Source organism: Pseudomonas ovata (assembly GCF_003131185.1).
Classification (GTDB): Bacteria; Pseudomonadota; Gammaproteobacteria; order Pseudomonadales; family Pseudomonadaceae; genus Aquipseudomonas; species Aquipseudomonas ovata.
This window is the reverse complement of the sequence record NZ_QFFU01000010.1, coordinates 106,855-125,908: the sequence shown is the minus strand read 5'-3', so window position 1 is coordinate 125,908 and position 19,054 is coordinate 106,855. Positions and strand designations below refer to the sequence as shown.

Annotated in this window: 18 protein-coding genes; 5 read left to right on the top strand and 13 right to left on the bottom strand. The window is 64.4% G+C overall.

Translation table 11 applies throughout. The annotated features are described in order from the left end of the window. The first annotated feature begins 187 nt into the window (after positions 1-187). The 5 genes from DGA31_RS15525 (at position 188) to DGA31_RS15505 (ending at position 4,481) form a co-directional block, all read left to right on the top strand. Positions 188-1,417, top strand: a complete 1,230-nt coding sequence (locus DGA31_RS15525) for a SpoIIE family protein phosphatase (protein ID WP_109513152.1) — start codon at positions 188-190, stop codon at positions 1,415-1,417. Beyond that, positions 1,410-1,985, top strand: coding sequence for a SiaB family protein kinase (locus tag DGA31_RS15520; RefSeq protein WP_109513151.1), 576 nt, complete (start codon positions 1,410-1,412; stop codon positions 1,983-1,985). The genes DGA31_RS15525 and DGA31_RS15520 overlap by 8 nt, the downstream gene beginning before the upstream one ends. Before the next feature lie 17 nt (positions 1,986-2,002). Beyond that, positions 2,003-2,392, top strand: a complete 390-nt coding sequence (locus DGA31_RS15515; protein WP_056838828.1) for a DUF1987 domain-containing protein — start codon at positions 2,003-2,005, stop codon at positions 2,390-2,392. Positions 2,393-2,404: 12 nt separating this feature from the next. Then, positions 2,405-3,154, top strand: coding sequence for a GGDEF domain-containing protein (locus tag DGA31_RS15510; RefSeq protein ID WP_109513150.1), 750 nt, complete (start codon positions 2,405-2,407; stop codon positions 3,152-3,154). A gap of 127 nt (positions 3,155-3,281) precedes the next feature. Further along, the gene (locus DGA31_RS15505) at positions 3,282-4,481 is read left to right on the top strand and encodes a GGDEF domain-containing protein (protein WP_109513149.1); all 1,200 of its coding nucleotides are present in this window, start codon (positions 3,282-3,284) and stop codon (positions 4,479-4,481) included. 59 nt (positions 4,482-4,540) lie between these two features. On the opposite strand, the gene paaZ is transcribed toward DGA31_RS15505, so the two are convergent. The 13 genes from paaZ to paaH form a co-directional block, all read right to left on the bottom strand. Further along, positions 4,541-6,595 (bottom strand): phenylacetic acid degradation bifunctional protein PaaZ, encoded by a 2,055-nt coding sequence (gene paaZ, locus DGA31_RS15500; protein ID WP_109513195.1) that lies wholly within the window; start codon positions 6,593-6,595, stop codon positions 4,541-4,543. A gap of 219 nt (positions 6,596-6,814) precedes the next feature. Beyond that, the gene (locus DGA31_RS15495; RefSeq protein WP_109513148.1) at positions 6,815-8,050 is read right to left on the bottom strand and encodes an OprD family porin; all 1,236 of its coding nucleotides are present in this window, start codon (positions 8,048-8,050) and stop codon (positions 6,815-6,817) included. 28 nt (positions 8,051-8,078) lie between these two features. Beyond that, positions 8,079-9,725: a cation acetate symporter gene (locus DGA31_RS15490; protein WP_056838838.1), complete on the bottom strand. Its 1,647-nt coding sequence runs from the start codon at positions 9,723-9,725 to the stop codon at positions 8,079-8,081. Further along, complete coding sequence (locus DGA31_RS15485) at positions 9,722-10,030, bottom strand: DUF485 domain-containing protein (protein ID WP_056838840.1); 309 nt, start codon at positions 10,028-10,030, stop codon at positions 9,722-9,724. Before DGA31_RS15485 ends, DGA31_RS15490 begins: the two co-directional genes overlap by 4 nt. A 211-nt stretch (positions 10,031-10,241) precedes the next feature. After that, the gene (gene paaE, locus DGA31_RS15480) at positions 10,242-11,318 is read right to left on the bottom strand and encodes a 1,2-phenylacetyl-CoA epoxidase subunit PaaE (RefSeq protein WP_109513147.1); all 1,077 of its coding nucleotides are present in this window, start codon (positions 11,316-11,318) and stop codon (positions 10,242-10,244) included. A gap of 25 nt (positions 11,319-11,343) precedes the next feature. Beyond that, positions 11,344-11,877, bottom strand: a complete 534-nt coding sequence (paaD, locus tag DGA31_RS15475) for a 1,2-phenylacetyl-CoA epoxidase subunit PaaD (RefSeq protein ID WP_056838845.1) — start codon at positions 11,875-11,877, stop codon at positions 11,344-11,346. Next, positions 11,864-12,625 (bottom strand): 1,2-phenylacetyl-CoA epoxidase subunit PaaC, encoded by a 762-nt coding sequence (paaC, locus tag DGA31_RS15470; protein ID WP_109513146.1) that lies wholly within the window; start codon positions 12,623-12,625, stop codon positions 11,864-11,866. The genes paaD and paaC overlap by 14 nt, the downstream gene beginning before the upstream one ends. Before the next feature lie 10 nt (positions 12,626-12,635). After that, positions 12,636-12,917 carry a 1,2-phenylacetyl-CoA epoxidase subunit PaaB gene (paaB, locus tag DGA31_RS15465; protein WP_056838849.1) on the bottom strand — a complete coding sequence of 94 codons (282 nt, stop codon included), beginning with the start codon at positions 12,915-12,917 and terminating at the stop codon, positions 12,636-12,638. Positions 12,918-12,951: 34 nt separating this feature from the next. Beyond that, positions 12,952-13,944: a 1,2-phenylacetyl-CoA epoxidase subunit PaaA gene (gene paaA / locus DGA31_RS15460; protein WP_056838851.1), complete on the bottom strand. Its 993-nt coding sequence runs from the start codon at positions 13,942-13,944 to the stop codon at positions 12,952-12,954. Positions 13,945-14,459: 515 nt separating this feature from the next. Continuing rightward, positions 14,460-15,776 carry a phenylacetate--CoA ligase PaaK gene (gene paaK / locus DGA31_RS15455; RefSeq protein WP_109513145.1) on the bottom strand — a complete coding sequence of 439 codons (1,317 nt, stop codon included), beginning with the start codon at positions 15,774-15,776 and terminating at the stop codon, positions 14,460-14,462. Between the two features lie 110 nt (positions 15,777-15,886). Then, complete coding sequence (pcaF, locus tag DGA31_RS15450; protein WP_109513144.1) at positions 15,887-17,104, bottom strand: 3-oxoadipyl-CoA thiolase; 1,218 nt, start codon at positions 17,102-17,104, stop codon at positions 15,887-15,889. Further along, entirely contained in the window at positions 17,101-17,544 is a 444-nt protein-coding gene (paaI, locus tag DGA31_RS15445; protein ID WP_109513143.1) for a hydroxyphenylacetyl-CoA thioesterase PaaI, read from the bottom strand. The genes pcaF and paaI overlap by 4 nt, the downstream gene beginning before the upstream one ends. Continuing rightward, positions 17,534-19,054, bottom strand: coding sequence for a 3-hydroxyacyl-CoA dehydrogenase PaaH (gene paaH / locus DGA31_RS15440; protein WP_109513142.1), 1,521 nt, complete (start codon positions 19,052-19,054; stop codon positions 17,534-17,536). Before paaH ends, paaI begins: the two co-directional genes overlap by 11 nt.

Below are 19,054 nucleotides of genomic sequence, written 5' to 3'. Positions count from 1 at the left end.
TACGACTGCTAACGCAGCCGGTCGCGGGCAGAGCGCGCTCCTACACAAGGAGATTCGATACCCAGCGAAAAGAGCACCGTTCATCGGCATCGGGTGCTTTGTAATATCACTTTAACATCGCCGGTTTAGGGTCATCCATTTACGTACGCGCAATGGCCCGGCAATGAAAGCAGAGCATTTTCAATTCATGCGTCCCCGCGTGCCTCGGGACCACAAGTGTGCCGGCGATTTGTGTAATGACGTACCCGCCATCGATGTCGATGCGCCCAATTCGCAGGTCATGGAAATCTTCACCGACCAGCGTGAGCTGGTGTGCCTGGCAGTGGTCGAACAGCAGCGGCCGATCGGCCTGATCAACCGCAACATCTTCATGTCGCAGATGAGCAAGCTGTACCACCGCGAACTGTACGACAAGAAAAGCTGCATCGCTTTCATGGACAAGGAGCCGTTGATCGTCGATGCCGGCATGAGCATCGAGGAATTGACCTTCAAGACCGTCGAGTTCGGTGAGAAGGCCCTGGCCGATGGCTTTGTGGTCACGCGTGAAGGCCGCTTCGCCGGGTTGGGCAGCGGTTTGCAGTTGATTGCCGTGGTGGCGGCCATGCAGGCCGAAAAGAACCGCCAGATGATGCAAAGCATCGAGTACGCCAGTGTCATCCAGCGCGCCATGCTGCGCGCCTCGCGCGAGGCGCTGACGGCGATCCTGCCTGATGCAGCCCTGGTCTGGGAGCCGCGTGATGTGGTGGGCGGCGATTTCTACCATTTTGCCCAGTACCCCGACGGCTGGTTCGGCGCCATTGCCGACTGCACCGGCCACGGCGTGCCGGGCGCGTTCATGACCCTGATCGCGTCTTCGGCGCTGAGCCAGGCACTGGACCAGTACGGGCCGCGCAACCCGGCCGCGCTGTTGTCGGCGGTGAACAAGAGCGTCAAACACATGCTTGGCCAGGACCAGACCCAACGCCTGGACGGCACCTCATCGTCCGACGATGGCCTGGATGCGGCGTTCTTCTGGTTCGATACTCACACTTGGTCCTTGCGCTTTGCCGGCGCCCGCCTGTCGTTGTACGTGCTGCATCCGGAGGCCGAGCAGTTCGAGGTCATTGCCGGCCAGCGCATGGGCGTGGGCTATGTGGACAGTGCAGCGGACTACCAATGGACGGTGCAGAGCGTACCCGTCTGCCCCGGCAGCCTGCTGTTCATCACCACCGATGGCTTGACCGACCAGATTGGCGGCGTCAAAAGCATTGCTTTCGGCAAGCGCCGAGTGCTGGAGACGCTGCAGGCCAACCGTGACAAACCGGCTGCCGGGATCGGCCAGCAGGTGTTGCAGGCGCTGGAGCACTGGCAGGGCCAGCAGAACCGGCGAGACGATCTGACTTTCTTTTGCGCGCGACTCAGGAGCGTTGATGATTAATTTGCCAGGCGCCACAGCGGAGCAGGACATGAGCTTTTTCGACGTTGCCCGGCAGCGCAACGTGATTTTCTACCACATGGGCTATTTTTCCCACAGCGTGGTTTCGGCCATGGCCGAAGTCGTCAAACTGCAATTGCAGGTGTCCGGCGTCGGTGCCCCGACCCGGCGCAAGCTGTTTTCCTCGTTCATCGAGCTGTCGCAGAACATCGTGCATTACTCTGCCGATGCCTTGGGCGAGTCGGCCGATGATACGCCTGGGCTGCGCCAGGGCGCGGTGTGCATCAGCACCGACCACGACCGCTTTGTGATGCTGTGTGCGAACCCTGTGGCCAGCAGCGAAGTCGAGCGCTTGCGCGCCAGCCTCGAACCGCTGCGCGGCATGTCGGTCGAGGAAATCAAGCAGGCCTACAAGGTATCGCTGCGCGCCGAAACCCCCGAGGGCAGCAAGGGCGCCGGGCTGGGATTCCTGACCATGGCTCGCGATGCCAGCGCGCCGCTGGAATACAGCTTCCAGCCCAGGCCGCAAGACCCGGACACCACCTTGTTCTGCCTCAAAGCCACTATTTGAAGGAGTGATTGATTGCCATGGACAATTTTTTTGTCGAAGCCACTGCCACCTCGCCGGAGGTCGACTTTCGCTTCGACCAGCACCTGTTGAGCCTCAAGGGCGAGTCGTACCCGGAAAATGCCGCCGCCTTCTATGCACCGGTGGTGCAGCGGCTGCGCGATTTTCTGGCGCAGTGCAGCGGTGTCTCGATCACCGCGAACATTGCCCTAGCGTACTTCAACAGCTCCAGCACCAAGATGCTGTTCAGCATTTTCGACACCCTCGACGCCGCTGCCGGGGCGGGCAACACCATCGTGGTCAACTGGTACTACGACGAAGAAGACGAAACAATCTTTGAATTTGGTGAAGAGTTGAAGGCCGACTTCACGGCCTTGACCTTCAATGATCATCCCGTTTCGATTTCCTGAGGAACGTTTGTCATGCTAACTGCAGGTTCTGTGGCCAGCGTCCGGGCCGACCAGGCGCTGGACCTGTTCAGTGGCGAGACTGAGGCCTTGCTGCAGGCCCGCTCGATCCTGGCGCTGGCCGATGCCGATGCGGCAGTGTATCGCCAGTCACTGACCGAACTGACCGGGCATTTCGAGCGACTCATTCGTGAAACCCGGCGCCTGATTACCCGCAGCGACCGGGCCGAGCGCGACATGAACGCCCTTAATCTGCAATTGCAGGCCCTGGCCGAACAACTGGAGTACCGCGCCACCCACGATGCGCTGACCGGCGTGCTCAACCGCGGCGCGGTGATCGAACAGGCCAGGGGCATGCTGCAAAGCACCGGTGCGGTACTGATCGTGCTCGATATCGATCACTTCAAGCAGGTCAATGACGATTTTGGCCACCCGGCCGGCGACGCGGTGATTCGCGGTATCGTCGAGTGCCTGCACGGCATTGTCGGCCAGGACGGGATCATCGGCCGGGTCGGCGGCGAGGAGTTTACTGTGCTGCTGCCCGGCGGCACGTTGTCCGAGGGCCTGGCCCTGGCACACGCCATGTGCGCGGCCGTCGCTGCCCATGTGTTCCCGGCGCCGGTCGACCGGCGCATCTGTGCCAGCTTCGGGGTCAGTGCCAGCCCGGCCGGGACCTGCTTCGACAGCGCCTACAGCCAGGCGGACAGCGCCTTGTATAAGGCCAAGCGCGGTGGGCGCAATCGCGTGGAGCAGGCCGATACCTGAGGAGCATGGGAGGTGTACGCGGGCGCTTGACGGATGTTGCGACATCGGACGGCAGGTCAGCGTCAGGAACATGGCGTTCTGCCATAATCCGCGCTCGTACGTGATCCTTTCCTGACAAAGCGCTCTTATGTTACTTAGCGATCCCTTTTCCCTGCTGCTGATCGTCATCCCGTTCGGGATCATGACCGCCTTGCTGCTGTGCCTGTCCTATGTCGGGCCGGGCAGGCGTCATGCTGCACTGCACTGGTGGTTGCTCGGCGAGGTGCTCAACACCGGTTATCGCGTCTCGGAAATGCTCCAGCCCGGCTTGCTGATGCCACAACTGTCATGGCTGGAAATTCTCTCGCCCCGGGCTGCGCTGTTGGCCAGCACCGGGCTACTGATCACCAGCATCGGTTTCCATACCCTGGCCTTGTGGCATTTTCTTGGCGATGCCGGCACGCGGGTGGCGCAGTCGCGGCTGGTGCTGATACCGCCGCTGGTGTATCTGGCCGGGGCGTGGGTCCTGCTCGACACCTCGTGGGTGCTGCCGTGGTTTTCTGGCATGGTCATGCTGGTCGCCGTGCTGCAATTGCGTGTCAGCCTGAAGCTGCGTACGCAGTACCGGGGCGTCTGGGGCATCATCGTCACCCTGGTGTTTGCCTTGGGCTTTCACGCCTGGTCGTTCGCCGGGCTGCTGCTGGAGCCGATACCGCCGCTCCCCTTCGATGAGCCAGACATGCCCTCGCGCATGGCCCTGCTGGTGGATTTTGTCGTGTCGTTCCTGCTGACCCTGGGCTTTGCCTTGATGCTGCAGGAGCAACTGCGCATGCAGGCGCTGAAGCTGAGCATCACCGATGTGCTGACCGGGGCGCTGAACCGCCGGGGTGCGCAGGCGATCCTGACCCAGGAATGGGCGCAGGCCGCATTGGGACGTTACCCGATGGCGGTGGCGATGATCGACCTGGACCACTTCAAGAACATCAACGACAAGCACGGCCATGCCGTGGGCGACAGCGCCTTGCAGGTGTTTGCCGACACGGTGTTTGCGCTCAAGCGACATTCGGACGTGTTCGTGCGCTGGGGCGGGGAGGAGTTTCTGTTGCTGTTCCCGCGCACGGACATTGCCCAGGCCCAAGTGTTCATGACCCGTTTGCGCGAGGCGCTGCTGGGACGCGAACTGGACCCGGTGCTACCGCTGCGCCTGGCCTTCAGCGCCGGCCTGACCCAGACCGATTGCCAACAACCGGCCCAGAGCTTCGATGCCTTGCTCAACGCCGTCGACCATGCGCTGTACCGCGCCAAACAGCACCGCGACCGGGTTGAAGTGGTCGGGGCGCAGGACTAGGGTCTGTTGCCGTTTCATCACGGCTCGTGCTGAAACAGCAACAGACCCTAGGCGTTACCTCAGGCCGGGCGTTTGAGCACCAGGGTCAGGATGTCGTAGCTGGCCACCAGCTCGCCGTCCTGGTTGGTGACTTCGACATCCCAGGCCACCACGCCTTGCGGTTCGTCCTTGGCGCTGAGCTTGCCCTGGTCGATCTTGCGCTTGCAGGTCAGCCGCGCCCTAATGGTGTCGCCGATGCCCACCGGGTTGATGAAGCGCAGGGTGTCCAGCCCATAGTTGGCCAATACCGGGCCCGGTGCCGGCGAGACGAACAGCCCCGCCGCCGCCGAGAGCACGAAGTAGCCGTGGGCGATGCGCTTGCCGAACTGCGATTGCTTGGCGGCAATGTCATCGAAGTGCATATAGAAGTGGTCCCCCGACAGGCAGCCAAAGTTGACCAGGTCGGCTTCGGTCACGGTGCGGCGGTGGGTCAGCAACGACTCACCGATGCGCAGGTCTTCGAAGTGGCGGCGGAACGGGTGCACCTCGGTCTCGTACAGCGCCGCGCCGCGTACGTATTCGCCGGTGACCGCCATCAGCATGCTCGGCGAGCCTTGCACGGCGGTGCGTTGCAGGTAGTGCTTGACCGCGCGCAGGCCGCCCAGCTCTTCGCCGCCACCGGCGCGGCCCGGGCCGCCGTGCTTGAGCTGCGGCAGCGGCGAGCCATGGCCGGTGGATTCGGCCGCCGATTCGCGGTCCAGAATGTGCAAGCGGCCATGCAGGGCAGCAGCGGCCGGCACCACTTTGGCCGCGACCTTCGGGTCTTTGGTGATCAGGCTGGCGACCAGGCTGCCCTTGCCGCGGGCGGCCAGGGCGATGGCTTCGTCCAGGTCGTCATAGGCCATCAGCGTGCTGACCGGGCCAAAGGCTTCGATGTCATGGGCGCCGCCCTCGGCATGCGGGTTGCGGCTGCGCAGCAGGGTCGGGGCAAAGAACGCACCTTCGGCCACGCCCTCGCCACGCGGGGCAAAGCCGTCGCCGGCCCCCAGCAACAGGTCACTGCTGGCCAGCAGGGCCTGCACGCGTTCGGCCACATCGTTCTGTTGGGCGTGGGAGGCCAGCGGGCCCATGCGCACGCCTTCTACCGACGGATCGCCGGTGACCACCTTGGCCAGCCGCTCGCGCAGCTTTTCGGCCACCGCGTCGATGTGCCGGGCCGGGACGATGGCGCGGCGGATGGCTGTGCACTTCTGGCCGGCCTTGACGGTCATTTCCCGCGCCACTTCCTTGATGAACAGCTCGAACTCAGGATCGTCCGGGGTGACTTCCGGCGCCAGGATGGCGCAGTTCAGCGAGTCGGCCTCGGCATTGAACGGCACCGACTGGCGAATCAGGTTGGCATTGACCCGCAGCTTGGCGGCGGTGTCGGCTGAACCGGTAAAGGTCACCACGTCCTGGCCGTTGAGGCGGTCGAGCAGATCACCAGTGCCGCCGATGATCAGTTGCAGGCTGCCGGCGGGCAGCAGGCCGGAGGCGTGCATCAGGCGCACGGTGGCTTCGGTCAGGTAGCTGGTGGCGGTGGCCGGCTTGACGATGCACGGCATGCCGGCCAGGAAGCTCGGTGCGAACTTTTCCAGCATGCCCCAGATCGGGAAATTGAACGCATTGATGTGCACCGCGACGCCGCCGCGCGGCACCAGGATATGGCTGCCGACAAACTGGCCCAGCTTGCCCAGCGGCATGGCCGGGCCTTCATGCACCAGATTGCCCGACGGCAGTTCGCGTCGGCCCAGGCTGGCGTAGGCGAACAGGGTGCCAGCACCGCCTTCGATGTCGACCCAGCTGTCGCCACGGGTGGCACCGCTGTGCAGCGACAAGGCGTAGAGCTGTTCCTTGTGTTCGAGCAGGTATTTGCCCAGGTCGCGCAAGCGTGCGGCGCGCTGCTGGAAGTCCAGCGCCAGCAACTGGCTCAGGCCCTGCTGCCGGGCGTGATCCAGCGCCTCGCTGAAATCCGGTGATTCTTCATGGGTGCGGGCGATGCCCTGGCCGTTGATGGCGCTGCGCAGGATCGAGGCGCCATGCTGGCCGATCCAGCGGCCGCCGATGAAGCTTTGCAGGGTAGGGGCGTTGCTCATCAGGAAAGTCTCCATAGGTCATTCCAATCATTCAAGGCCGGGCGCCTGGTAGGAGCGCGCTTGCCCGCGACCGAGTGCGTAGCGCTCGCAAAATTGATGAAACGCTACAAATTCGTGGTTGTGAACACATTCAAAATTTGCGAAACGCCACAAATTTACGACTGCTAACGCAGCCGGTCGCGGGCAGAGCGCGCTCCTACAGGGCGGCATCGAATGCCTTTACCAGAGCGCCAGGGTGTAGCCGACGATCAGGCGGTTTTCGTCCAGGTCGGTGCTCAGGCCGTTGCCCGAGCGAAAGGTCAGGTTGCGCCAGCGCAGGCTCAGGCCCTTGAGCGGGCCGCTTTGCAGCACATAGGCGATGTCGGTGTTGCGTTCCCATTCCTCGCCGTGGTCGCCGGTGGCGGTGCGGGCGTTGCGGCCGTCGACATAGCGGGTCATGAAGGTCAGGCCCGGCACGCCCAGGGCGGCAAAGTCGTAGTCGTAGCGCAGTTGCCAGGCGTCCTCCCCGGCGCGGGTGAAGGTGTTGAAGGTCACCAGGTTGACCGAGTACGGGTCGCCTCCATTAAGAAACGGAAAGGCGCTGTCGCCGGACAACTGCTGGAAGCCCAGGCCGAATTTATGCCCGCCGTGGGTCAGGGTGAACATGCCGTTGATGTTGCGGTTGTCGATGCGCCCGGCACGTTGCTGGCCGTCGTTGCCGCTGTCGAAATAACGCAGGTCGCTGCGCAGGCTGAGCTTTTCACCCAAGGGCTGGGTGTGCACCAGGCCCACGAAGTGCTGGCGATAGATATTCTCCAGCTTGCCGTAGTAGTAGCTGGCCGTGAGTGTCGGGTTGATCGCGTAGCTGCCGCCGGCAAAGTCGAAGGCGTCGCTGCTGGCCGCGCCGTAGCCGATGTCGTCGCGGCTGGAGGAGTCACGCAGGTTGGCGCGGGTCAGGCGCCCGGCATTGACGGTCAGGCCGTCGATTTCCCTAGAGGTCAGCATGCCGCCCTGAAAGGTCGAGGACAGCAGCCGCGTGTCGTTGTAGGTCACCACCGGCAAGGCCGGTTGCAGGGTACCGACCTTCAATACCGTTTTGGAGAAACGCAACTTGCCCGCCACGCCCAATTCGCTGTAGTCGTCTACCGGCTCGCCGCTCGCCGGGTCAAAGGCCAGCAGGCCCGTGTTGCGCCGGTCGCGGCTGGAGTCGAGCTTGATTCCCAGCTCGCCAATGGCATCGACGCCCACACCGATCGTGCCTTCGGTAAAGCCCGATTCGAAGCGTGCGGTAAAGCCCTGGGCCCATTCTTCGGCCTTGGCCTGGGGCGCGTTGCTCTGGCGAAAATCGCGGTTCAGGTAGAAATTGCGCATTTCCAGGCTGGCCTTGCTGTCTTCCACAAAGCCGGCCATGGCGCTGCCGGCCAGGGTGGCGCTGGCAGCGGCCAGCAGCGAGGCAGTGATACGGATCGTGTGCATTCTTGTTATTCCGTCCGGGTAAGGTTGATCAGTGCCGGCTGGCGCCTGCCGCGCCAAAGCCTGTCATCGAGCGAATGAATTGCGCCATGTAGCGGCCGCGTTCGGCCTGGGCGCGTTCCGACTGGTCGGTGACCGAGAACAGCCAGGCACCGACAAAGGCACAGGTCATCGAGAACAGCGCCGGGTTCGAATACGGGAACAGCGCGCTGTCATTGCCCAGCACCTTGACCCACACCACGGGACTCAGCACCAGCAGCACCACCGCCGAGATCAGTCCGGCCAGGCTGCCGGCCACCGCACCGCGGGTGGTCAGGCCCTTCCAGAACATCGAGAGAAACAGCACCGGGAAATTCACCGACGCGGCAATCGCCAGCACCAGCCCGGACAGAAACGCGATGTTCTGCGACTCGAAGAGGATGCCGAGGATCACCGCCAGCACGCCGATCACCAGGGTGGTCAGGCGCGACATGCGCATTTCTTCGCGCTCGGTGGCTTTGCCCTTGCGGATCACACAGGCATACAAGTCATGGGCCACCGCCGAGGCGCCGGACAGCGCCAGGCCGGCCACCACCGCCAGGATCGTGGCGAACGCCACCGCCGAGATAAAGCCCAGGAACAGGCTGCCGCCCACCGCTTGTGCCAGGTGCACCGCGACCATGTTGCCGCCACCGATGATGGCGCCGGCGCTATTGCGGAAAGCAGGATCGGTACCGACCATGACGATGGCACCAAAGCCGATGGCGATCAGCAGCAGGTAGAAGTAGCCGATGAAACCGGTGGCGTAGAGCACGCTCTTGCGCGCTTCACGGGCGTCCTTGACGGTGAAGAAACGCATCAGGATGTGCGGCAGTCCGGCGGTGCCGAACATCATGCCCACGGCCAGCGACAAGGTGTCGATCGGGTTGCTGAGCATGCCGCCCGGCGCCATGATCGCCACGCCCTTGGCATGCACGGCGGCAGCGCCGGCAAACATCGCCTCGGGGCTGAAGTTGAAGTGACGCAGCACCATGAAGGCCATGAAGCTGGCACCGCACAGCAGCATCACCGCCTTGATGATCTGTACCCAGGTGGTGGCCAGCATGCCGCCGAAGGTCACGTAGAACACCATCAGCACGCCGACCAGCAGCACCGCTTGCAGGTAGGAGATGCCGAACAGCAGTTCGATCAGCTTGCCGGCGCCGACCATCTGCGCCATCAGGTACATCAGTGCCACGATCAGCGTGCCCAGGGCGGCGGTGATGCGGATCGGGGTCTGTTCCAGGCGGTACGAGACCACGTCGGCAAAGGTGTACTTGCCCAGGTTGCGCAGGCGCTCGGCAATCAGGAACAGGATGATCGGCCAGGCCGCCACCACGCCCAGCGAATAGAGCAGGCCATCGTAGCCGGCCATGAAGATCATCGCCGAGATGCCCAGGAAGGACGCCGCGCTGATCATGTCGCCGGCAATCGCCAGGCCGTTTTGGAAACCGGTGATGCCACCGCCGGCGGTGTAGAAATCACTGGTCGAGCGGGTGCGCAGCGCTGCCCAGCGGGTCACGCCCAGAGTGAACAGCACGAACACCAGGAACATGCCGATGGCATGCCAGTTCAACGGCCGGGTGGCCGGCTCGGCGGCCAGGGCTGCACCACTGAGCAGCAGGCCACCGGTGAGGGCAAAAAGCGACACGGCCTTCATGGACGGGTCTCCTGCAACAGACGGGCGGCCAGCGGGTCGAGCACTTGGTTGGTCTGGCGCACATAGAACGCCGTGAGCACGAATGACAGGACGATCACGGTAATGGCCAGCGGAATGCCCCAGGTCATGACGCCGCCGCTGAGCGAGCGGCCCAGTACCTGTGGGGCGAAGGCCATCACCAGCACGAAGCCGTAATAGATGGCGAGCATGGTCAGGGTCAGCGACCAGGTCAGGCGCTGCTTGCGCCGCACCAGATCGATGAAGTCGGGGTGCTGCTGCAAGCGTTCAAGCTCTTGTTGGGTCATGGCGGCTCTCTGTTGTTGTGATTGTCGAGATGAGCATTATCAAAGGTGTATCAGGGTGCCCCGTAGGAGCGCGCTTGCCCGCGACCGGCTGCGTTAGCAGTCGTAAAATAGTGGCGTTTCGCAGATTGTCAGATCGTAAATCTATGGCGCTCCAGCAATTTTGCGAGCGCTGCGCACTCGGTCGCGGGCAAGCGCGCTCCTACCGGGGGGGTCAGAGCTGGTCGAAGTCCAGCACCACTTTGTCGCTGAGCGGGAAGGCCTGGCACGACAGCACGTAGCCGGCGGCCACTTCGTAGTCTTCCAGGGCAAAGTTGCTGTCCATTTCCACTTCGCCCGCGATCACCTTGCACTTGCAGGTCGAGCACACCCCGGCCTTGCACGAGTAGGGCAGTTCGGCACCCTGGGCGTTGCCGGCGTCGAGCACGCTGACGCTGTTGCGCGCCAGCGCAAACGACAGCGCGCGGCCATCGCTGATCACGGTGATCTCGCTCATCGCGGCATCGAGCTGCGCGGCGGCCTGGCGGGCTTCGCGCTTGTGGCTGCTGCCGGCCGCGGCAAACAGTTCGAAATGCACGCGCTCGGCGGCCAGGCCGTTGGCCACCAGTTGCTCGCGCACGGTCTCGGTCATCGCCTGCGGGCCGCAGATAAAGGCCGCCTCCAGGGATTTGACGTCGATCCAGCGGCTGAACAGCTGGCCGCATTTGTCAGCGTCGATGCGGCCGTTGTACAGGTCGACATCCTGTTGCTCGCGGCTGAACACGAACACCAGGTTCAGGCGTTGCAGGTAGCGGTTCTTGAGGTCTTCGAGCTGCTCGCGAAACAGCGCCGCATTGCTGGAACGGTTGCCGTAGATCAGCGTGAACTGGCTGAGCGGTTCGTTCTGCAGGGTGGTCTTGATGATCGACAGGATCGGCGTGATGCCACTGCCGGCGGCGACCGCCAGGTAATGGCCCTGGCGCGCCGGGTCCAGGGGCACATGAAAGTGCCCCGAGGGCGGCATCACATCCAGGCGCTGGCCGGCCTTCAATGTTTCGTTGGCGTAGGCCGAAAAGGCCCCGCCGGCCACGCGCTTGATCGCCACGCGCAGCTCGCCGTCATTGGCCCCGGTGCAGATCGAGTAGGAACGCCGCACTTCTTCGCCGCCAATGTGCGTGCGCATCACCAGGTGCTGGCCCTGGGTGAAGCGAAAGCTGTCGGCCAGCTCCGCGGGCACCTCGAAGGCAATCGACACCGCCTCACGGGTTTCGGGGCGAACATCCTTGATGACCAGGCTATGGAATTTGCTCATTGTTGTTCTCCGGCGAGCATGCCGCTCAGATGCACTTGAAATAGTCGAAGGGTTCCAGGCAATCGCGGCAGCGGTGCAGCGCCTTGCAAGCCGTGGAGCCGAACTCGCTGAGTTGCTCGGTGTGCGTGCTGCCGCACTGCGGACACTGAATCTGCGGCGCTTCACCCAGCAGGCTGCGCTTGCTGGCGCTGCCCTCGGGCGGGGCGATGCCATAGGCGCGCAGACGCTCGCGGCCGCTGCCGGTGATCCAGTCGGTGGTCCAGGCCGGGGTCAGCCGGCGTTCCAGTTGCGGCGCGGCAAAGCCGGCCTGCTCCAGCGCCTGGGCGATGTCCTGCTCGATCACCTCGGTGGCCGGGCAACCCGAATACGTCGGGGTGACCACCACATGCAGGTGACCGGCCTGCCAGTCCAGGCCGCGCACGATGCCCAGCTCGACCACGCTGACCACCGGCACTTCCGGGTCCATGACCGCGTCCAGTACCGCCCAGGCCCGCGTCAGGTCGTCGGCCTGCACCGCCCGGGCGCCGCGGTCGCCGGCGATCAGCTCACCAGGTCGCATCGGGATAGGCCCTTTGCAGAAATTGCATTTCGGCCAGCAGCAGGCCCAGGTGCTCGCTGTGCAGGCCCTGACGGCCGCTCAGGTAAAAATGACTGGCCGGGGCTGGCAGCGGCAGGGTGGCGCGGGCGAACTGGTCGGCGACCTTGCTGTGCCAGGCACTGGCGACTTCGCTCGGGTCCGGGGCGATGCCGGCCTCGAACAGGCGTTGCTCGACCTCGTCACCGGCGGTCAGCTCGACGGTGAAGCGCCAGACCTTGTCGACCGCCTTGAGCATGCGCGCATGGCTTTCTTCGGTGCCGTCGCCCAGGCGCTCGACCCACTCGCCGGAGCGGCGCAGGTGATAGGTGACTTCCTTGACCGCCTTGGCAGCGATGCCGGCGATACGGGCATCGCTGGAGGTGCTCAGCCCGTGCAGCACTTGCAAGTGCCAGGCATCGAACAGGAACTGCTTGGTCATGGTCACTGCGTAGTCGCCGTTGGGTTGCTCGACCAGCAACAGGTTGCGGTAGGCGCGCTCGTCACGGCGAAAGGCCAGGTGATCGGCGTCGCGGCCATCGGCCAGCAGCTCGGCGGCGTATTCGAGCCAGTTGCGCGACTGGCCGACCAGGTCCAGGCCGACGTTCATCAGCGCCAGTTCTTCTTCGACCGCCGGCGCACCACCGCACCATTCGCACAGGCGCTGGCCCTGGATCAGGGCGGTGTCGCCCAGGCGCAGCAGGTACTGGATCAGATCGTCTTTTTCGCTCATGACCCATTCCTCACATGTGGCCGACTTCGGGCGGCAGCTCGTAAAAGCTGGCGTGGCGGTAGATCTTGTCGCTGGCCGGGTCGAACAGCGGGTCCTTCTCATCCGGCGAGGACGCGGTGATCAGCGCCGACGGCACCACCCACAGGCTCACGCCTTCGTTGCGGCGGGTGTACAGCTCGCGGGCGTTCTCGATGGCCATGGCGGCGTCGGCGGCGTGCACGCTGCCCACATGCTTGTGGTTGAGCCCGTGCTTGCTGCGCACGAAGACTTCGAAAAGGGTCCATTGGGACATGGCAGGGTTCTCCGCATCAGGGGTGCTTTATGGCTCAGGCGGCGTCGCGTCTGGCGTGTTGTTTTTTGGCGTAGGCCACGGCCGCTTCACGGACCCAGGCACCGTCTTCCATCGCCTGGCGGCGCTTGGCGACGCGTTCCTGGTTGCATGGGCCGTTGCCCTTGAGCACTTCGTAGAATTCCTGCCACTGGATCTCGCCGAAATCGTAGTGGCCGCGCTCTTCGTTCCATTTCAGGTCCGGGTCCGGCGCCGTGCAGCCCAGCAGCTCCAGCTGCGGCACGGTCTGGTCGACGAAGCGCTGGCGCAGTTCGTCGTTGCTCTGGCGCTTGATCTTCCAGGCCATGGACTGGGCGCTGTTGGGCGACTCGGCGTCGCTGGGGCCGAACATCATCAGCGACGGCCACCACAGACGGTTGATGGCGTCCTGGACCATGTCTTTCTGGGCCTGGGTGCCTTCTTGCATCATGGTCAGCAGCAGCTGGTAGCCCTGGCGCTGGTGAAAGCTTTCTTCCTTGCAGATGCGCACCATCGCCCGTGAGTACGGACCGTAGGAGGTGCGCTGCAGCACCACCTGGTTGACGATGGCTGCGCCGTCGACCAGCCAGCCCACGGCACCCATGTCGGCCCAGGTGAGGGTGGGGTAGTTGAAGATGCTCGAGTACTTGGCCTTGCCGTTGTGCAGCTTGGCGAATTCTTCGTCGCGGTCGGCACCCAGGGTTTCCATGGCGCTGTACAGGTACAGGCCGTGGCCGGCTTCGTCCTGGATCTTGGCCATCAGTTGCAGCTTGCGCTTGAGGGTCGGGGCGCGGGTCACCCAGTTGCCTTCGGGCAGCATGCCGACGATCTCGGAGTGGGCGTGCTGGGAGATCTGCCGGATCAGGGTCTGCCGGTAGGCGTCGGGCATCCAGTTCTTGGGCTCGATCTTGATTTCGGCGTCGATCTTTTCCTGGAAGGCGCGCTCTTCGGGGGACATCTCATCCAGCGACTTGATCCGCTTGACGCCGGTCTCGACCAGTTGTGCGTACATGCTGTGTCTCCAGCTCGGTTATCGGGTGGCTTGTGCCATGGGTGTAGTTGTAAGCGATACCGAAAAAAATATCAAACGTAAATTTATGTTTTGTTTTTGGTTTGTGTATCGCTTTGATGGGTTTTTCTTGGCTTTTAGGGGTTTTTGTTGGTTTCTTCGGGGTTTCATGGGTGTTCGCTTGGTTAGATAAGCGATACGGAATGTGATTTCTATTGTTGGTTTATGAGTTTTAATCCGTAGGAGCGACCAACGGTCGCGAAGGCGATGGGGCAGGCGATACAAGAGGGATGTCTTGCAAGAACGCTGTGTTCTGTCTGCCACAAAGGTTCCGGCCCTCTTCGGGCCGGAACCTCTCTAAAGGCCAGTCAAAGCAGCCCCGAACAACGCCGTATCAATAGGCGCCAGCCAGCACTTTGATTACCCATGACCGTAAGTCAGCCATCGCCGGCAAGCCGCCTCCCACAGGTGAGTGTCAGGCCAGAAATCCGGGGTTGCCGCCATCGACCGCGCTGGCCTCAACCCCGTGGGCGATTGTCAAACACATGGCACGCCTTGCCCTCGGACCGCTTGAGCGCATGGAACGGCTGGATCAACACCCGCGAACTGATGCCGATATGCGTCTTGATCTGCCGCCCCAGCTCATCGGCCACGCGCTTCTGCTGGTCGGCCTCCATGCCTTGCAAGTCATGCTTGAGCTCGACATGCACATCCACACTGTCCAGATTGCCGTTGCGATGCAGGTGCAGTTCATAGACCTCGGCCAGTTGCCTGATCTTGAGAATCTGCTCCTCGATCTGTGTCGGGAACACATTGACCCCACGGATGATCAGCATGTCGTCGCTGCGCCCGGTGATCTTGTCGATGCGTCGCATCGGCCGCGCCGTGCCCGGCAGCAGGCGGGTCAGGTCGCGGGTGCGGTAGCGGATCATCGGCAGCGCCTCCTTGGACAAGGAGGTGAACACCAGCTCGCCCATCTCGCCGTCCGGCAACACGGCACCGGTGACCGGGTCGATGATCTCGGGGTAGAAATGATCCTCCCACACGGTCGGGCCGTCCTTGGTCTCGGCGCATTCCATCGCCACGCCCGGCCCCATGATTTCCGACAGGCCATAGATGTCCAGTGCGGTAATGCCCAGCCGTTCTTCGATGGCGCGGCGCAGCTCGGCGGTCCACGGCTCGGCACCGAAGATGCCCAGGCGCAGCTTCAGATCATGCGGGTCGATGCCCTGGCGCTCGATCTCGTCGGCCAGGTTGAGCATGTACGACGGCGTGACCATGATGATGTCAGGCTGGAAGTCGCGAATCAGCTGCACCTGTTTCTCGGTCTGCCCGCCGGACATCGGGATCACCGTGCAGCCCAGGCGCTCGGCGCCGTAGTGCGCGCCCAGCCCGCCGGTGAACAACCCGTAGCCATAGGCAATATGCACCTTGTCGCCCCGGTGTCCGCCGGCGGCGCGAATCGAGCGTGCCACCACGTTGGCCCAGGTGTCGATGTCGTTCTGGGTGTAGCCGACCACCGTCGGTTTGCCGGTGGTGCCGCTGGAGGCGTGCAGGCGCACGATGTCGCTTTGCGGCACGGCGAACATGCCGTAGGGGTAGTTGTCGCGCAGGTCGCTCTTGCCGGTGAACGGGAATTTGCTCAGGTCGTCGAGGTGGTGCAGATCGTCGGGGTGCACGCCGGCTTCATCGAAGCGCTGGCGATACAGCGGCACATTGTCGTAGGCGTGCTTGAGGCTCCAGCGCAGGCGATCGAGCTGGTGCTGGCGCAACTGGTCGATGCTGGCGGTTTCAATGGGGTCGAGCAAGGCGGTGTTGGTGGCGATCATGTTCATGGTTCACTCGATTGTTTTTGTGCGGGCCACGGTGCCCTGAGTGTCAATGGCGAGGATACTCCCCGCGCCGGTAGTCACGCTTTTGTCTGCGTGTCAGAAGCTTTTGTGTTTCAGACCCGCTCGATGATCAGGGCGATGCCCTGGCCGACGCCGATGCACATGGTGCACAGTGCATAGCGGCCCTGACGCGCTTCCAGTTCATGCAGCGCGGTAGTGATCAGGCGCGCGCCGCTCATGCCCAGCGGGTGGCCCAGGGCGATGGCGCCGCCGTTGGGGTTGACCCGCGGGTCGTCATCGCCCAGGCCCAGTTCGCGCAGCACAGCCAGGCCCTGGGCGGCAAAGGCTTCGTTGAGTTCGATCACGTCCATGTCGGCCAGCGACAGGCCGGTCAGGGCCAGCACCTTGCGGGTGGCCGGCACCGGGCCGATGCCCATGATGCGCGGCTCGACCCCGGCGCTGGCCATGCCCACCACCCGGGCGCGGGCCTTCAGGCCGTGCAGGCGGGCCGCTTCGGGGCTGGCCAGCAGCAAGGCGCAGGCGCCGTCGTTGACGCCCGAGGCATTGCCGGCGGTGACGCTGCCGCCCTGGCGGAAGGGCGTGCCCAGCCGGGCCAGTTGCTCCAGGGTGGTGTCACCGCGTGGGTGTTCATCGTGCTCGACGACCTTGCCAGGGCCCTTGCGCTGGGCAATGGTCACCGGGACGATTTCCTGGGCCAGGCGACCACTGGCCTGGGCGGCGGCGGCCTTGTGCTGGCTGCGCAGGGCAAAGGCGTCCTGGTCGGCACGGGACACGTTGAACTGCTCGGCGACGTTCTCGGCGGTCTCGGGCATCGAGTCGATGCCGTACTGGTCCTGCATCAGCCGGTTGACGAAGCGCCAGCCGATGGTGGTGTCGAAAAGCTCGGCGGCGCGGCCGAACGCCTGCTCGGACTTGCCCATCACGAACGGTGCCCGCGACATCGACTCGACACCGCCGGCAATCGCCAGCCCCGCTTCGCCGGTGCGAATGGCCCGTGCGGCACTGCCCACCGCGTCCATGCCCGAGCCGCACAGGCGGTTGAGCGTCGTGCCGGGCACCGTGACCGGCAGGCCGGCCAGCAGGGCCGACATGCGCGCCACGTTGCGGTTGTCTTCGCCGGCCTGGTTGGCGCAGCCGTAGAACACCTCGTCGATGTGGCTGAAATCCAGCTCCGGGTGGCGCTCGATCAGCGCCCGGATCGGCACGGCACCCAGGTCGTCGGCACGCACGCCGGACAAGGCGCCGGCGTAGCGGCCGATGGGGGTGCGGATGGCGTCGATGATCAGCGCGTCAGTCAAGGAATGGCTCATTGGGGAAGCTCCGGGTCGATCAGGGTGCCGCGCACCTGGTAGGACTTGCCATGGAACAGGGCGATCAACTGCCCGTGCTGGTTTTCGATGCGCACGTCGTAGTTGCCGGTGCGCCCGCTGCGGCTTTGCTCGCTGGCAGTGGCGGTGAGTTCGTCGCCCAGCCGGCCGGGTGCCACATAGTCGATGCTGCAGCCAAGGGCCACGGTGACGGCGTTGTAGGTGTTGCAGGCAAAGGCAAAGACCGAATCAGCCAGGGCGAACAGATGGCCGCCGTGGCAGGTGCCGACGCCTTGCAGCATGTCGGGGCGTACGGTCATGACCATTTGCGCGTGGCCGGGGCTGATCGACAGCAGGCGCATGCCCATGGCTTTGCTGGCGGCATCGCGCTCGAACAGGGTGCTGGCGCAGGCTTCGGCCAGTTGCTGCGGGTCAGTGGTCATGCAGGGTGCTCCCTTGTTCGGCGCAGCGACGCAGCAGCAACGAGGGGCGATAGCGCGCCTCGCCGTACGCGGCCTGCAGGTTTTCCAGGGTCTTGAGCACCGGCTCAAGACCGATGGCATCGGCCCAGGCCAGCGGTCCGCGTGGATAATTGACGCCAGCACACAGGGCCAGATCGATGTCGGCGGCACTGGCCACGCCGTGCAGCAGCGCGTCGCAGCCTTCATTGGCGAGCATGGCCACGGTGCGCAGCACCACCAGTGCCGGGGTGTCGCTGAGCAGGCTGACCTTGATCCCGGCGCGTTTCAGCAGGGCGATCGCCTGTTGCCGTGCCTGAGGTGAAATGCCGGCGGCGCAACTGATGGCCAGGCGTTCGGCGCGTTGGTAATCCAGCGCCAGGTCGATCAGCACCAGATTGTGCAGCCCGTCCTGGCGGGCGCGCTGGCTGGCCAGCCGGCCATCGCTGAGTGCCAGGGTGGCGTCGCCGACCCGCAGCAGGCCGTGGCCGTCGCGCCGGGTGATGGTGATGCCGGCCTGTTGCAGGCGCTCGACCAGCGGGCCCGCGATGCCCAGGTCGCCTTCGACCACGCAGCTGTCGACGCAGGCGGTGCTGTGGGTTTCAACCGGCTGCGGGCGCTCGGCGCCCTCGTGGTAGGCGTAGAAGCCCTGGCCGCTCTTGCGTCCCAGGCGACCGGCATCCACCAGTTCTTTCTGGATCAGCGAAGGCTGAAAACGCATGTCGCCGTAGTAGGCGTCGAACACCGAGCAGGTGACCGCATAGTTGACGTCATGGCCGATCAGGTCGGTGAGTTCGAAGGCACCCATGCGAAAACCACCGGCATCGCGTAGCAGGGCGTCGAGGGTGGCGCAGTCGGCGGCGCCTTCCTGCAGCAGGCGCAGGCTTTCGGCATAGAACGGCCGCGCCACGCGGTTGACGATAAAGCCCGGGGTCGAGCGGGTGTGCACCGGTTTTTTGCCCCAGGCCTGCGCCGTGGCGTACAGGCGTTGGGCCAGGGCCGGGTCACTGGCCAGCCCTGACACGATTTCGACCAGCGCCATCAGCGGCGCCGGGTTGAAGAAATGCAGGCCGATGACCCGCTGCGGATGGGTCAGGCCCGCCGCAATGCCGGTGATCGACAATGACGAGGTGTTGCTGGCCAGGATGCACTCGGCGCTGCATACCGCTTCGAGCTGCGCAAACAGCCCGCGCTTGACCTCCAGGTTTTCGACGATGGCTTCGATCACCAGGCCCGCTTCGGCCAGGTCTTGCAGGCTGTTCGCCGGTTGCAACCGTGCAACCGTAGTGCGGCGGGCCTCGCCGTCGAGCTTGCCCTTTTCGACCAGACGGCCCAGTTGTCGGTCGATGCCGGCAATCGCCTGGGCGGCCGCGCCTTCACGGGTGTCGTAGAGCCTGACCGGGTGCCCGGCCTGCGCGGCCACCTGGGCGATGCCGGCGCCCATGGCGCCGGCACCGATCACGGCGACGACGGTGCGCGTATCGAGTGCGGTCAT

Bases quoted from the DNA above. Each gene is read 5' to 3' on its own strand.
- DGA31_RS15525 (WP_109513152.1), top strand. From the start codon at position 188: ATGCGTCCCCGCGTGCCTCGGGACCACAAGTGTGCCGGCGATTTGTGT.
- DGA31_RS15520 (WP_109513151.1), top strand. From the start codon at position 1,410: ATGATTAATTTGCCAGGCGCCACAGCGGAGCAGGACATGAGCTTTTTC.
- DGA31_RS15515 (WP_056838828.1), top strand. From the start codon at position 2,003: ATGGACAATTTTTTTGTCGAAGCCACTGCCACCTCGCCGGAGGTCGAC.
- DGA31_RS15510 (WP_109513150.1), top strand. From the start codon at position 2,405: ATGCTAACTGCAGGTTCTGTGGCCAGCGTCCGGGCCGACCAGGCGCTG.
- DGA31_RS15505 (WP_109513149.1), top strand. From the start codon at position 3,282: ATGTTACTTAGCGATCCCTTTTCCCTGCTGCTGATCGTCATCCCGTTC.
- paaZ (WP_109513195.1), bottom strand. From the start codon at position 6,595: ATGAGCAACGCCCCTACCCTGCAAAGCTTCATCGGCGGCCGCTGGATC.
- DGA31_RS15495 (WP_109513148.1), bottom strand. From the start codon at position 8,050: ATGCACACGATCCGTATCACTGCCTCGCTGCTGGCCGCTGCCAGCGCC.
- DGA31_RS15490 (WP_056838838.1), bottom strand. From the start codon at position 9,725: ATGAAGGCCGTGTCGCTTTTTGCCCTCACCGGTGGCCTGCTGCTCAGT.
- DGA31_RS15485 (WP_056838840.1), bottom strand. From the start codon at position 10,030: ATGACCCAACAAGAGCTTGAACGCTTGCAGCAGCACCCCGACTTCATC.
- paaE (WP_109513147.1), bottom strand. From the start codon at position 11,318: ATGAGCAAATTCCATAGCCTGGTCATCAAGGATGTTCGCCCCGAAACC.
- paaD (WP_056838845.1), bottom strand. From the start codon at position 11,877: ATGCGACCTGGTGAGCTGATCGCCGGCGACCGCGGCGCCCGGGCGGTG.
- paaC (WP_109513146.1), bottom strand. From the start codon at position 12,625: ATGAGCGAAAAAGACGATCTGATCCAGTACCTGCTGCGCCTGGGCGAC.
- paaB (WP_056838849.1), bottom strand. From the start codon at position 12,917: ATGTCCCAATGGACCCTTTTCGAAGTCTTCGTGCGCAGCAAGCACGGG.
- paaA (WP_056838851.1), bottom strand. From the start codon at position 13,944: ATGTACGCACAACTGGTCGAGACCGGCGTCAAGCGGATCAAGTCGCTG.
- paaK (WP_109513145.1), bottom strand. From the start codon at position 15,776: ATGAACATGATCGCCACCAACACCGCCTTGCTCGACCCCATTGAAACC.
- pcaF (WP_109513144.1), bottom strand. From the start codon at position 17,104: ATGAGCCATTCCTTGACTGACGCGCTGATCATCGACGCCATCCGCACC.
- paaI (WP_109513143.1), bottom strand. From the start codon at position 17,544: ATGACCACTGACCCGCAGCAACTGGCCGAAGCCTGCGCCAGCACCCTG.
- paaH (WP_109513142.1), bottom strand. From the start codon at position 19,054: ATGACCGCACTCGATACGCGCACCGTCGTCGCCGTGATCGGTGCCGGC.